The following is a 12,211-nucleotide window of genomic DNA, read 5'->3' as shown; positions in this document are numbered from 1 at the left end:
GTCACGGCCGGTCCAGCGGGATGCGGGCGCGGACCCGGAAGCCGCCGCCGAGCCGGCGCCGGGCGTCCAGGTCCCCGCCGTACACCGCGACGCGCTCGCGCAGGCCGATCAGCCCGCGCCCGGCGCCGTCCGGCCTCGGCCCGTCCGGTGCGGCTCGTCCCCCTGACGCGGCGGCCGCCCCGGAGAGCACGCTCGGACCGCTGTTGAGCACCTCCACCCGCAGGTAGTGGTCCGCGTAGCGCACCGTCACCTCCGCCGTCACCCCGTCCCCGTGCTTGAGCGCATTGGTCAGCGCCTCCTGGATGATCCGGTACGCCGTCACGTCGATCCCGCCCGGCAGCGGTCTCGGCTCGCCCGAGACCCGCACCTCGACCGGCAGCCCGGCGAAGGCGAACCGGTCGATCAGCGGGCTCAGCCGGCTCAGGCTGGGCTGCGGCGCGAAGCCGTCCGGCGCGGGCTCCTCGCTGCCGTCCGCGGCGGGGGCCAGCAGGCCGAGCAGGTGCCGCAGCTCGGTCATCGTGTCCCGCCCGGCCGCCTCGACCGCGGCCATCGCGGCCGCCGCCTCCGCGGGCATGGTGGCCAGCACCTCGCGCGCGGCCCCGGCCTGCACCACCATCAGGCTCACGTTGTGGCTCACGATGTCGTGCAACTCGGCGGCGATCCGCGACCGTTCGGCCTCCACGGCGGTCCGGGCGGCGCTCTCCCGCTCCCGTTCCAGCAGCCAGCCGCGCTCGCCGATGGCCGCCCGGTGCAGCCGCCGCGCGCGGGCGAGCGCCACCGCCAGCCAGCCGGCCGCCGTGCCCGCCGCAGCGGCCGTCGCGACGGCCGCCCACTCCCACCCCGTTCCCCACACGGCGACAGCCTCCCAGGTCACCGCATGATCCACATCATCCGGGGGTGCCGCCCCCGTACATCCCGGGTACTACGGCCGCCGCGGTTACACCCGGGGTGGGACGTGCCGGCGGCGGCCCCGCGCCTACGGTCGTCCACCATGAGCAACGACCACGACGGGACCTCCCGGCCGGACGACGCGCAGGTCGTCGTCGAGCTGTCCGGGGTGCACAAGGAGTTCGGCGACGCCAAGGCGCTCGACGGCGTCGACCTGCGGATCCGCGCCGGCGAGGCGGTCGCCGTGATGGGCCCCTCGGGGTGCGGCAAGTCCACCCTGCTGAACATGGTGGCCGGACTGGACCGGCCCACCGCCGGCACCGTCCGGGTGCAGGGCCAGGACCTCGGGCGGCTGAACGAGAACGGGCTGGCCCTGTTCCGCCGCCGGCACGTCGGCATGATCTTCCAGTTCTTCAACCTGATCGACGACCTCCCGGCCCTCGACAACGTCGCCCTGGCCGCCCAGCTGACCGGCACCGGCGCCCGCCAGGCCCGCCGCCGGGCGCTGGAGCTGCTGGACGAACTCGGCGTCGCGCACCGCAAGGACGTCTACCCGGCCACGCTCAGCGGCGGCGAGCGCCAGCGCGTCGCGGTGGCCCGCGCCCTGATGAACCGCCCGGCCCTGCTGCTCGCCGACGAGCCCACCGGCGCCCTGGACAGCCGCTCCGGAGAGCAGGTGATGGACCTCCTGATCGACCTCAACCAGATCGGCCAGACTCTGCTGATCGTCACCCACGACCCCGCCCTGGCCACCCGCTGCGCCAGCCGGCTGGTCGAGGTCGCGGACGGCCGGGTGGCCGGCGACCGGATGCTGGAGGCGTCCGCATGACCGGCGCCGTCTGGCGTGCCTCCCGGGCGGCCGTGAAGCGCCGCCGGGTGCAGACCATCGTGATCGGTCTGGTCGTCTTCTGCTCCACCACGACCGTGCTGCTCGCCCTCGCGGTGATCAGCGCCGCCCGGGCCCCCTTCGACGACGCCTTCTCCCAGCAGCGCGGCGCCCACGTCGTCGCGACCTTCGACCCGGCCGGGGCCACGCCGGAACAACTGGCCGCCACCGCCCACCGGCCCGGCGTCGAGGCCGCCGCCGGGCCGTTCGACCAGGCCGTGGTGGAGATCCCCACCGACTGGGTCGGCAGCCCGCCCGGAGCGCTCACCCTGGTCGGCCGCTCCGACCCGGCCGGCCCGGTGGACCGGGTGCAACTGCTGGGCGGCCGCTGGGCGAGCAAGCCCGGCGAGGTCGTCATCAACGAGCCGTTCGGCGGCTTCTCGCCCGCCAACCTGGACTACCCGCTGCCCCTCAGCGGCGGCCGGACGCTGACCATCGTCGGCTACGCCACCAGCATGAGCCAGAGCGCGGGCGGCTGGGTCACCCCCGAACAGGCCGCCGACCTGCACCCCAGCGCCCGGCAGATGCTCTACCGGTTCTCCGACGCCTCCGACGAACAGCGGCTCACCTCCGCCCTGGCCACCGCCACCGAGGGCCTGCCGAAGGACGCGCTCACCAACGTCCAGTCCTACCTGGTGCTCAAGGACGCCTTCTCCGCGGGCGCCGACGCCTACCTGCCGCTGATGACGGTCTTCGGCGTGCTCGGCCTGGTCGTCGCCGCGCTGATCGTCGGCAACGTGGTGAGCGGCGCGGTCGTCTCCGGCTACCGGCACATCGGCGTGCTGAAGGCGATCGGCTTCACCCCGCGCCAGGTGGTCACCGTCTACCTGACCATGGTCTCGGTACCCGCCGTCGCCGGCACCGTCCTCGGCACCGCGGCCGGCTGGGTGGCGGCCCACCCGATCCTCCAGTCCGCCTTCTCCGGGATCACCACCGGCACCGCCGTGATCGAACCGGCCGGCTGGCTGCCCGCCGCCACCCTGGTCAGCGTCCCGCTGCTGGTGGTTCTCGCCGCCCTCCTCCCCGCCTCGCGCGCCCACCGGCTGTCCGCCGCCCAGGCCATCTCGGCCGGCAGCGCACCGCGCGCCGGGCGCGGACTGAAGGTCCAGCGCCTGCTGAGCGGCACCCGCCTGCCGCGCGCCGTCAGCCTCGGTCTCGGCCAGCCCTTCGCCCGCCCCGGCCGCACCGCGCTCACCATGTCGGCGATCGTGCTCGGCGTGCTCACCGTGACCGTGACGTCGGGACTGGGCACCACCCTGACCAGGCTGGTGGGCCACAACGACGGCCACACCCACGTCAGGGTGCAGACCGCCCACTTCGCGGGCAACAAGACCGAGCCCCGGCTCACCCCCGCCCAGACCGAGACGATGCTGCGGACCACCCCCGGCGCCGACCAGGTCCACGTCCGCGGGCTGGTCAAGGTCGGGCTGGTCGGCTTCACCCAGCCGGTCTTCGCCGACTTCCTCAGCGGCGACGGGATCACGGACCAGCTGCAGCGCGAGGTGGTCAGGGGCCGCGCGGCGACCGGGCCGAACGAGATCGAGGCCGGGCCCTCCTTCCTCCGGGAGCACGGACTCAGGCTCGGCGACCGGCTCACCCTCGACCTCGACGGCCGCCGGCTGACCGTCACCGTCGTCGGCGAGGTGGTCCAGGGCAACGCCCGGGCCTTCACGTCCAACGACCTCACCCGGGCCGCGCTCACCGACGACCCGCACGCGGTCGAGTACGACATCAGCCTCGCCGAGGGCGCCGACGCCCAGGCGTACCAGCGGGCCGTGACGGCCGCCGACCCGAGCCTCTCGGCCCAGGTGTTCGCGCCCGACCCGTCCGGCCCGATCGTCGCGGTGATCAGCTTCGCCACGATCTTCACCGTCCTGCTGTCGGTGGTCGCCGCACTGGGCGTCTTCAACACCCTGCTGCTCACCATCCGCGAGCGCCGCCGGGACCTCGGCATGCTCAAGTCGATCGGCATGACACCCCGCCAGGTGGTGACGATGACGATCACCTCGGTGGCCTGGCAGGGCGTGGTCAGCGCGCTCATCGGCGTCCCGGCCGGCATCCTGGCGCACCGGCTGCTCATCGAGAACGTCGGGAGCATCCTCTTCCCGGAGTGGACGATGGACGTCTGGAGCGCCCCGCTGCTCACCGGCGTCGGCGTCGCGGGCGTCGCCATCGCCGTCCTCGGCGCGCTCGTCCCGGCCCGTTCGGCCGCCCGGCTGCCGATCGCCGAGGTGCTGCACAACGAGTGAGTCCGGGGTGGGCGGAGGGCTGGTCGGATCATCCGACCGGCCCTCCGCCGTGCGCGGGTCCGCCGCGTTCCCGTCACGGAACTGACGCATGCTCAGTCCGTGCCGTGAGGACGCCTATCATCTGCGCCATGGCCACCGCTGAGCTGATCCGCATCGTCTCCCGCTCCTCGCCCATGGCACTGGCCCAGGTCGAGCGGGTCCGCACCGAACTCGCCGCCCTGCACCCGGGGCTGCGCACCCAGGTGGTGCCCGTCACCACCTCGGGCGACCGCTGGACGGGTGATCTCGCCGCCCTCGGCGGCAAGGGCGCCTTCACCAAGGAGGTCGACGCCGCGCTGCTCGCCGGGGAGGCCGACGTCGCCGTCCACTGCCTCAAGGACGTGCCCGCCGACCGACCGCTGCCGGCGGGCACCGTCTTCGCCGCCTACCTGCGCCGCGACGACATCCGCGACGCCCTCGTCCACCCCGGCGGCCTGCCGCTGGCCGCCCTCCCGCCCGGCACCCGGATCGGCACCTCCTCCGTCCGCCGGGTCGCCCAACTCGCCGCCTCCCACCCGCACCTGGAGTGCCTCCCGATCCGCGGCAACGCCAACAGCCGGCTCGCCAAGCTGGACGCCGGGGACGTCGACGCGCTGCTGCTCGCCCTCTCCGGCCTGGAGCGGATCGGCGAGCAGGCGCGGATCACCGAGGTGCTCGGCATCGAGGCGATGTGCCCGCCGATCGGCGCCGGCATCCTCGTCCTGCAGTGCCGCGAGGGCGACACCGCGACCATCGAGGCGGTCACCGGCCTCGGCCACCACGACACCTGGCGCGAGGCGGCGGCCGAGCGGATGTTCCTGCACGCGCTCCAGGGCCACTGCAACAGCCCGATCGCCGGGTACGCCAGGGCCGAGCGGGACGGCCGCCTCTCGCTGCGCGGCCGGGTCTTCACCCCGGACGGCAAGCAGGTGCTGGACGCCCACGAGTGGGCGGGCGCGCTCAGCCCGGAGGACCTCGGGACGTCGGTGGCGCTGGCGCTCAAGCGGCAGGGCGCGCAGGAGCTGATCTCCTCGATCCCGCACTGAGCGGCTATTCCGCTTCGGCCGCGGCCCGTTCGATGATGCCGGCGATCACCTCGGTCTTGGCGTCGGCGTAGTTCTGCAGGTACTCCCAGGACTGCTCGGCCAGGGCCCGCTTGGCGTCGGCGTACAGCTCGCGGTCGCCGCGGTGGCGGCGCAGCCGGTCGCGGAAGCGCAGCATGCGCCCGATCTCGGGGCATCCGGCGGACAGCACGTGCAGGTTGGCGTAGTCGGCGCTGGGGTCGATGGCGTACCGGCGCAGGACGCGGTGCTCGTACCAGTCGGGTTCGCGGACGGCGAGCCGGTAGCCCAGGGCTTCGAGGGCGGGCACGTAGGCCGCCTCGTCGGCGGAGTCGGGCACGATCAGCAGCATGTCGACGACCGGTTTGGCGGGGAGGTCGGGCACGGAGGTGGAGCCGACGTGCTCGATCCGGTGGTCGAGGTGGGCCAGGGACTCCGCCATGCCCGCGGCCTCCCGCTCGTAGGCCGCGGGCCACCGCGGGTCGTGGTCGCGCAGGACGATCCGGCCGTCGGGCCTGGTGGGCGCACCCAGGTTGGCCGCCTCGATCTCCTCGGTGGTCATGGGGACGCGCGGGATCTCCTGCTCGGGCACGGCCGGCTCCTGTTCCTCGGGTGCTGGTCAAGGGGGTCCTCGTCGGGGACCGACCCAGTAGACCAGGACGCGTCGGCTTTCGCGCGGCCGTCGGGTCGGGGCCGCGTCGGCTTCCGCGCGGTCGCCTGACGGTCCGCGCGGTGAGCGGATGGTGACGCTCCGGAGGTTTTTCTCCTCCGGGTGAGAACCGGCCGGGTGCGCGGGGCGTCCGTTTGAGGCGTGATCAGTGCGGTGCTCGGCGGGATGCCGATGTTCTGGCCCGGGTTGCTGCTCTCGCTGGTGCCCGCGGCCCTGTTGAACCGGCCGGTGGGGCGGTTGCTGCGGGCCCACTGGGTGGTGGGCTTCGTCCTGCTGCTCGGGCTCGGCGGGGTGGTCGTGGCGACCCTGCTGCCGGAGGCGTTCCGGCTCTCGGAGGGCGCCGTCCGGCACTGCGCCGTGGCGGGCGGCCGGCCGCGGTCGCCGTACGAGCTGCTGCACGTCCGGCACATCGAGCTCAAGCTGGCGACCTACGCCCCGGTCGGCTTCGCGGCGGCGCTGGCGGGCCCCCGGCGGCGGGCGGCGGCGCTGCTGGGTGCGGCGGTGCTGCCGTTCGCGGTGTCGGCGGTGCACTACGCGCTGCCGGCGATCGGGCGGGCCTGCGACGTGCAGGACGTCTGGGACGGGGTGCAGGGGGTCGCCTTCGGAGCGGCGGCGGGGTTGGCGGCCGGGCCGCTGGTGCGGGCGGTGCGGGCGCGTTCGCGGGCCGTCTGACGGCCTGTCCATCCGGCGGTCTACTGGTCGAGGAGCGGGAAGAGCCGGGTGACGGCGGCGACCGGGCGGGCCCCGGCGGGGCGGGCGGCCGGGTCGGTCTCGCGGCCCCGGTAGCGGGCCAGCATCCGGCGGACCTCCTCGCCGACGGCGGCCAGTTCCTCGGGCGTCAGGTAGACGACGGCGCTGAAGGCCTCGTCCTGCCGCCACTCGGCCGGGGCCTCGGCGCGCCGGGCGAGCCAGCGCTGGTAGCTCTCGTCCTCCAGGCCGCGCGCCAGCTCTCCGAACCCGCCTTCCACGGCCTCCGGTTGGGTCGTCGGCAGCCGCCAGGGCCGGGCCCGCCCGTCGGTGGCCGGGGCCTCCTCGATCAGCCCGTACCGGGCCAACTGCCGCAGGTGGAACGAGCAGAGGCCGGAGCTGAGGCCGAGCCGGGCGGCGGCCTCGGTGGAGGTGACGGTGCCGTGCTCGCGCTCGGCGAGCAGGTCCAGCAGTGCGGTGCGGACGGCGTGCTCGGGGAGGGGGCCGGTTCTGACGAGGTCTTCGGTCACTTTGCAAAGTCTGCTACTTTGCAAAGTCAGACCGCAAGTACCGTCTCTCGAAGGAGTGCCCTCCCGTGTCCGAGCTGCGCGAACGGCCGACCGTCCTGCGGATCACCGAGGTGGGGGAGGAGATCCTGAGCCGCACCTGCCGGACCGCCACCGAGGAGGACTTCGGCAGCGAGCGCCTGGCCCGGCTCATCGACGACATGTTCGCCACCATGCACGTCGCCGACGGCTGCGGCCTCGCCGCCAACCAGGTGGACGTCGACCTGCGCCTGTTCGTCTACGACTGCCCCGACGACGACGGCGTCCGACACACCGGCCACGTGCTCAACCCGGTGGTCGACGAGCAGGAGCCCGGCCGCGCACTGATCGAGGAGACCGAGGGCTGCCTCTCCGTCCCCGGCGCGAACACCAAACTCGCCCGCCCCGCCCGCACCGTGGTGCGCGGCGTCGACCAGCACGGCGACCCCGTCGTGATCGAGGGCACCGGCTACTTCGCCCGCTGCCTCCAGCACGAGACCGACCACCTGAACGGCGGCCTCTACATCGACCGCCTCTCCGCCCGCGACCGCAAGCGCATGCTGAAGCAGACCGCCGACCGCCGGGAGAAGGTCTTCGCCGAACGCGCCACCAGGGCTGCCAAGATGGCGCGGTGAACGAACCCGCGCACCTCGCCGCCGTCCGCGCCTCGTACGACGCCGTCGCCGCCGACTACCTCCGCCTCGTCGTCCCGCCGGAGGGCATGGACCCGGTGTCCCGCGCCATGCTCGCCGCCTTCGCGGAGCTGGTACGGGAGTCGGGCGGCGGCGAGGTCGCGGACCTCGGCTGCGGCCCCGGGCGGGTGACGGCGTACCTGTCCGGCCTGGGGCTGCGGGCCTTCGGGGTGGACGTGTCGGGCGAGATGGTCGCGCTCGCCCGCCGGGTCTACCCCCGACTGCGCTTCCTGCACGGCTCGATGGACGCCCTCGACCTCCCCGACGGTGCCCTCGGCGGCATCCTCGCCTGGTACTCCGTCCACCACACCCCGGCCGCGCAACTTCCCCGCCTCTTCGCCGAGTTCGCCCGCGTCCTCGCACCCGGCGGCCACCTCCTCCTCGGCGGCCACGTCGGCGAGGCCCAACTGCTGCGCCCGACCCAGGCGTACGGCCACCCGGTGTCGTACGCCTCGCACCTCGTCCCGACCGGGCGCCTCGCCGAACTCCTCGAACAGGCCGGCTTCACCGTCACGACCCGCCTCGAACAGCCGCACCCGCAGCGGGAAAACCGGTCCCACGCCTGTCTGCTGGCCCAGGCGCCCGGCCGGCGCTGAGCCCGGACATCGGCGCGGCCCGCCGGACCAGGGAGAGCGTCGGCGGCTGACACACGCCGGATTGGACCCGTACAGAGTGGATCTGTCGGGTGGGGCCAGGAGGCAGCGGGTACGCCAACGGCCCGCCGCCGGGAAGGCGGTGGGCCGTTTGGGGGAGCTCTGGTCGGTCAGACCTCGGTGGTGGCGGCGAACTTCACGAAGGCCGCCCACGTGGCCGGCTCGAAGGCCAGCTGGGGGCCGCTCTTGTCCTTGGAGTCACGCACGTGGACGGTGCTGGGGGTCTCGGCGACCTCGATGCACTCTGCGCCCTCGTTGCTGCTGTAGCTGCTCTTGAACCAAGCCAGCTCGGCCATGTTCATCGCTCTCCCAGGATCATTTCGATCAAGGCCAATGACGCCCTCATGTTGAGCGCCTGCCCCCTGAGGGTGCCGTACCGTGCAGCCATCTTACGGACTTCTTCCGGCTCCGTGATCAGCCTGTTGACGTGCTGGACTTCCACATACGCGATCGGCGGCCGTCCGGGAGGGGTGAGGAGCGTGAAGGGCCCGCCCATGCCCGCGTTCTCGGGTGCGTCGAGCGGCATGATCTGCAGCTCAAGGCCGCGGATTTCCGCTACTTTGAGAAGTCGTTCGAGCTGCTCTCGATGCACATCCCAACCTCCGATCGGGCGCCGGAGGACGCTTTCGTCGATTACCCAGCTCATGGTTGGCAAGGGCCACCGGGTGAGGATTTCCTGGCGAGCGAGCCGTGCCGCAACCCACGTGTCGATCTGCCCCACCGAGAGCCACGGCCTGCGCATCTCGTAGAGCGCCCGCATGTGAGCTTCGGTCTGAAGCAGTCCAGGAATGAGCAGGGTGCTGTAACTGTGGATCTCCAGGGCCCTGCCTTCCTCCTGGGTGAAGGCCTTGTTGTAGGCGGGGTGCCTCTCGGACACGCGCACCTTCGCCTTCATCACGTCGTCCGCGACGACCTTGAGCAGCCCGCCTGCGTCAAGGGCGTCGTCCACCACCGTCAGGTACTCGATCCTCGGGGTCCGCACGCCCCGCTCCACGGCCCCGACGTGGTCTTCGCTGTAGCCGGTGGTCTTGGCCAGCTGCTTCTGCGTGATTCCCGCCCGCTCGCGGAGGAGTTTGATCATCTTCCCGACCGCGCTGTAGAACTCCGCGACGCCGTCGAAGCCCTCCGCCGTCTCGCCGTCCTCGAAGACGGTTCCCTCAAGGCTCATCGCAGTCCATCTCTTTCGATCTTGGGTCGACCGGCAGGCCAACTATGTGCACCCGTACAGATACTCTCTGTGTCCGCCGGGCTGCTGGCCAGCGTACGTCCGCCCGACCACGCTTTACTCCCATGACGACCGAAACCCCCCTCGAAGACCCCCGGTCCCGTACCGCCCTCTTCGCCGCCACCCCCAAGGGCGCCGCCATCTGTCGACGCCTGGCGAGGCGTCAACTCACCCACTGGGGGCTGGACTCCACGCACACCGAGCCGTTCCACTGCGCGCTGCTGATCGTCACGGAGCTGGCCGCCAACGCGATCACGCACGGACGCGTTCCGGGGCGCGGGTTCGAGCTTCACCTCTCCCTCACCACCTCCGTGCGCCGGGGCACCACCCTTCGCATCGAGATCAGCGACCCCCGGGGTGACAGACTCCCCGTCCTCCCCACCGTCCACACCCCCAGTGCCCAGACCGGGCGCGGCCTCACCCTCATCGACGCCCTCAGCCACCGCTGGGGCACCATCCCCCGCCACCCCAACTCCAAGACCGTGTGGGCCGAACTCGACCTCGTCGCGCCCGCCGCGCCCGATGTCCCCGATGCCCCCGATGTCCCCTGAACCCCGCGATAGCCCAACACCCCACTGAACCAACAGGAGTGGGAAGTCGACCCCTCCGACTTCCCACTCCTCTCCCTTCCTCGCCGACGCCCACCGCCGGTCCGGGGACATCCCAGGTTTGTGGGATACCCCCAGGTCGAGGGGCATTGCCAGGATGTGGCGCACGGAGCCGACCACTCCGGCCGGGCTCCGTCGGAGCGTCCGGCCGTCTCGAAAGAGGGATCCACACCCATGAAGATCCGCCGACTTGTCGCCGCCTCGGCCGTTGCCGCCGTGCTGGCCCCGGTGCTCGTCCTGGCCACCGGGACCCAGGCGAACGCCTACCCGCGGCAGCTGTCGAAGAGGGAGCAGTGCACCGCGGCGTGGAACGTCAACTACTGGTCCGGCGGCGCGTCCTTCGCTCGCGGCCAGTGGGCCGCCTGTATGGCGGGCTGACCGTCTCCCGCGGCCCCCGGCCCCGGCCGGGGGCCGCGACCCACCGGCCGCTGTCGTCCGGTGTATCGGTGACGCCGGCGCCCCCGTGCTCCGGTCCACCGCGGGGACCAGCCCGACAAATTCGCTGTCCGGTGGCCGGAGTGCCGTGATACACAATCCGGCGTGCAGAACATAGTGGAGTTTCCCGAGGTCCTGAGGCTGATCGAGGACCGGTCGGCCGCTTTCCGCGCCGCGATCGCGGCCGCCCCCGACCTCGACGTCCAGGTCCCGACCTGCCCGGACTGGACGCTGCGTGAACTGGCGCAGCACCTCGGCGACGGCCGCCGCCGCCAGGCCGCCATCGTCGCGGCGGGCCCGGGTGCCGAGCCCCCGGCGAAGACGTCCCCGAAGGGCGCCCCGACCGCGCCCCGTGACCGCGAAGCCCTGGACGCCTGGCTCGCCGAGTCGACCGGGCTCATGCTCGACGCTCTGCGCGAGGCCGGTCCGGACCGCGGCTGCTGGACCTGGTGGGGCCGTTCGCAGGCCCCGGAGACCAGCGGAGCCCTGGCCCGGCACCAGATCCAGGAGATCGCCGTCCACACCTACGACGTCCAGCTCATCCTGGGCGCCGCACAGCCGCTGCCGGCGGACGTCGCGGTCGAGGGCGTCGACGAGTTCCTGACGACCGTCTCGGCGACGACCGTCCCCTGGCCGTTCAAGCCGGCGACCATCGACCTGCACGCGACCGAGGGCCGCTCCTGGCGCCTGACCCTCGACGCCGACGGCGTCCGCTGTGACGGCCTCGCCGCCGACGCGGAGCCGGGCGACATGGTGATGCGCGGGGCGGCGAGCGACCTGGTCCTCTACTTCTACGACCGCATCCCGCTCGACAGCCTGGACAACTCCGGCACCACCGAGCCGATGGAGCAGCTCGCGGAGTGGGACCCGACCGCGTAGAGGCGGCATCCGGTGGGCTGGCAATCGGTGAGAGGGCGGGCGATGGCCGAGGCGTGGGACCGACTGCGGGCGATCATGGGGGAGCCTGTGTACGCCCCGGCGCGGGTTCCGTGGGAGTTGGCGCCTGCCGAGCTGGGGGTCCAACTGCCCTCGGACTACCGGGCGTTCATCGACCTGTACGGCGGGGTGAACCTGAACGGCGAGTGGGGTGTGTACACGCCGACGGAGACGCCGGTCCACGCCGGCGAGCCGACCGGTCTGGCGGGATGGCGCTTCAGGACCGACACCGATCTCCGCGATCAGCTCGAAGGCGAAGAGGTGTGGTGGGAGCTGCCGGGCCCCACCCCGGTGTTCCCGGACCCGGGCGGCCTGCTGCCCTGGGGCTGGAACAGCAACCACAACCAGTGCTGCTGGCTGACCACCGGTCCGGACCCCGAGCAGTGGCCGGTGGCGGTGTTCTACGAGGACCGGCTCGACCACTTCGACGGTGGTTTCGCGGAGTTCCTGGTCACCGTGCTGACCGGCGGCTACGCGGCGGAGGACGAGTTGCTGGTGCGCGCGGACCCTGCCGTGTGGGGGCCGCAGCCGGCCCGGCCCCTCTGGTCGCCGAAGGGGGACTGGGCGGGCAGGAACTGGGGCGCCGAGTGGGGGATCGACGGATTCCTCACGGCGCCCGGGTCGACGGAGATGCCCTGGGTCAGGACGTGAGGGCGCC

At 73.0% G+C, this 12,211-nt stretch carries 15 protein-coding genes; 10 read left to right on the top strand and 5 right to left on the bottom strand.

Annotated features, from left to right (window positions below):
- Position 1: 1 nt before the first annotated feature.
- Positions 2-874 carry a sensor histidine kinase gene (locus tag ACFY4B_RS04290; protein WP_387966421.1) on the bottom strand — a complete coding sequence of 291 codons (873 nt, stop codon included), beginning with the start codon at positions 872-874 and terminating at the stop codon, positions 2-4.
- Between the two features lie 117 nt (positions 875-991).
- Between ACFY4B_RS04290 and ACFY4B_RS04285 the strand changes: the two genes are divergently transcribed.
- The 3 genes from ACFY4B_RS04285 to hemC all read left to right on the top strand — a co-directional run bounded on the left by ACFY4B_RS04285 (position 992) and on the right by hemC (position 5,087).
- A complete protein-coding gene (locus ACFY4B_RS04285; RefSeq protein WP_049651382.1) occupies positions 992-1,717 on the top strand; it encodes an ABC transporter ATP-binding protein in 726 nt (241 codons plus the stop codon).
- The gene (locus ACFY4B_RS04280) at positions 1,714-4,023 is read left to right on the top strand and encodes an FtsX-like permease family protein (RefSeq protein ID WP_375875266.1); all 2,310 of its coding nucleotides are present in this window, start codon (positions 1,714-1,716) and stop codon (positions 4,021-4,023) included. Before ACFY4B_RS04285 ends, ACFY4B_RS04280 begins: the two co-directional genes overlap by 4 nt.
- Before the next feature lie 128 nt (positions 4,024-4,151).
- Entirely contained in the window at positions 4,152-5,087 is a 936-nt protein-coding gene (gene hemC, locus ACFY4B_RS04275; RefSeq protein WP_387966420.1) for a hydroxymethylbilane synthase, read from the top strand.
- A 4-nt stretch (positions 5,088-5,091) separates the two neighbouring features.
- Here hemC and ACFY4B_RS04270 read toward each other — a convergent pair whose 3' ends face one another.
- Positions 5,092-5,694: a GrpB family protein gene (locus ACFY4B_RS04270; RefSeq protein WP_387966419.1), complete on the bottom strand. Its 603-nt coding sequence runs from the start codon at positions 5,692-5,694 to the stop codon at positions 5,092-5,094.
- A 219-nt stretch (positions 5,695-5,913) separates the two neighbouring features.
- Here ACFY4B_RS04270 and ACFY4B_RS04265 point away from each other — a divergent pair, with 219 nt between their 5' ends.
- Positions 5,914-6,444 (top strand): hypothetical protein, encoded by a 531-nt coding sequence (locus ACFY4B_RS04265; protein WP_049651385.1) that lies wholly within the window; start codon positions 5,914-5,916, stop codon positions 6,442-6,444.
- 20 nt (positions 6,445-6,464) lie between these two features.
- On the opposite strand, the gene ACFY4B_RS04260 is transcribed toward ACFY4B_RS04265, so the two are convergent.
- Complete coding sequence (locus tag ACFY4B_RS04260) at positions 6,465-6,989, bottom strand: ArsR/SmtB family transcription factor (protein WP_387966418.1); 525 nt, start codon at positions 6,987-6,989, stop codon at positions 6,465-6,467.
- A 65-nt stretch (positions 6,990-7,054) separates the two neighbouring features.
- On the opposite strand from ACFY4B_RS04260, the gene def reads away from it, so the two are divergent.
- Positions 7,055-7,639 (top strand): peptide deformylase, encoded by a 585-nt coding sequence (gene def, locus ACFY4B_RS04255; RefSeq protein ID WP_049651387.1) that lies wholly within the window; start codon positions 7,055-7,057, stop codon positions 7,637-7,639.
- On the top strand, positions 7,636-8,292 hold the full coding sequence (locus tag ACFY4B_RS04250; protein ID WP_387966417.1) for a class I SAM-dependent methyltransferase: 657 nt from the start codon (positions 7,636-7,638) through the stop codon (positions 8,290-8,292). Before def ends, ACFY4B_RS04250 begins: the two co-directional genes overlap by 4 nt.
- A 167-nt stretch (positions 8,293-8,459) precedes the next feature.
- On the opposite strand, the gene ACFY4B_RS04245 is transcribed toward ACFY4B_RS04250, so the two are convergent.
- Together ACFY4B_RS04245 and ACFY4B_RS04240 are read right to left on the bottom strand one after the other, a co-directional pair.
- Positions 8,460-8,651, bottom strand: coding sequence for a DUF397 domain-containing protein (locus ACFY4B_RS04245; RefSeq protein WP_387966416.1), 192 nt, complete (start codon positions 8,649-8,651; stop codon positions 8,460-8,462).
- Positions 8,648-9,517 (bottom strand): Scr1 family TA system antitoxin-like transcriptional regulator, encoded by an 870-nt coding sequence (locus ACFY4B_RS04240; protein ID WP_380779043.1) that lies wholly within the window; start codon positions 9,515-9,517, stop codon positions 8,648-8,650. Before ACFY4B_RS04240 ends, ACFY4B_RS04245 begins: the two co-directional genes overlap by 4 nt.
- A gap of 122 nt (positions 9,518-9,639) precedes the next feature.
- Here ACFY4B_RS04240 and ACFY4B_RS04235 point away from each other — a divergent pair, with 122 nt between their 5' ends.
- From ACFY4B_RS04235 to ACFY4B_RS04220, 4 genes are all read left to right on the top strand, one after another.
- Positions 9,640-10,125 (top strand): ATP-binding protein, encoded by a 486-nt coding sequence (locus ACFY4B_RS04235; RefSeq protein ID WP_387966415.1) that lies wholly within the window; start codon positions 9,640-9,642, stop codon positions 10,123-10,125.
- 231 nt (positions 10,126-10,356) lie between these two features.
- Positions 10,357-10,560: a hypothetical protein gene (locus tag ACFY4B_RS04230; protein ID WP_049651392.1), complete on the top strand. Its 204-nt coding sequence runs from the start codon at positions 10,357-10,359 to the stop codon at positions 10,558-10,560.
- A gap of 162 nt (positions 10,561-10,722) precedes the next feature.
- Complete coding sequence (locus ACFY4B_RS04225) at positions 10,723-11,496, top strand: maleylpyruvate isomerase family mycothiol-dependent enzyme (RefSeq protein ID WP_387966414.1); 774 nt, start codon at positions 10,723-10,725, stop codon at positions 11,494-11,496.
- Positions 11,497-11,538: 42 nt separating this feature from the next.
- A complete protein-coding gene (locus ACFY4B_RS04220) occupies positions 11,539-12,204 on the top strand; it encodes an SMI1/KNR4 family protein (protein ID WP_387966413.1) in 666 nt (221 codons plus the stop codon).
- The last annotated feature ends 7 nt before the right edge of the window (positions 12,205-12,211 follow it).

The sequence above is a fragment of the Kitasatospora sp. NPDC001261 genome, from assembly GCF_042896795.1.
In the GTDB taxonomy this organism is placed as follows: Bacteria; Actinomycetota; Actinomycetes; order Streptomycetales; family Streptomycetaceae; genus Kitasatospora.
Note: the sequence above shows the minus strand (reverse complement) of the source record. Positions and strands in the feature narration are given on the sequence as shown.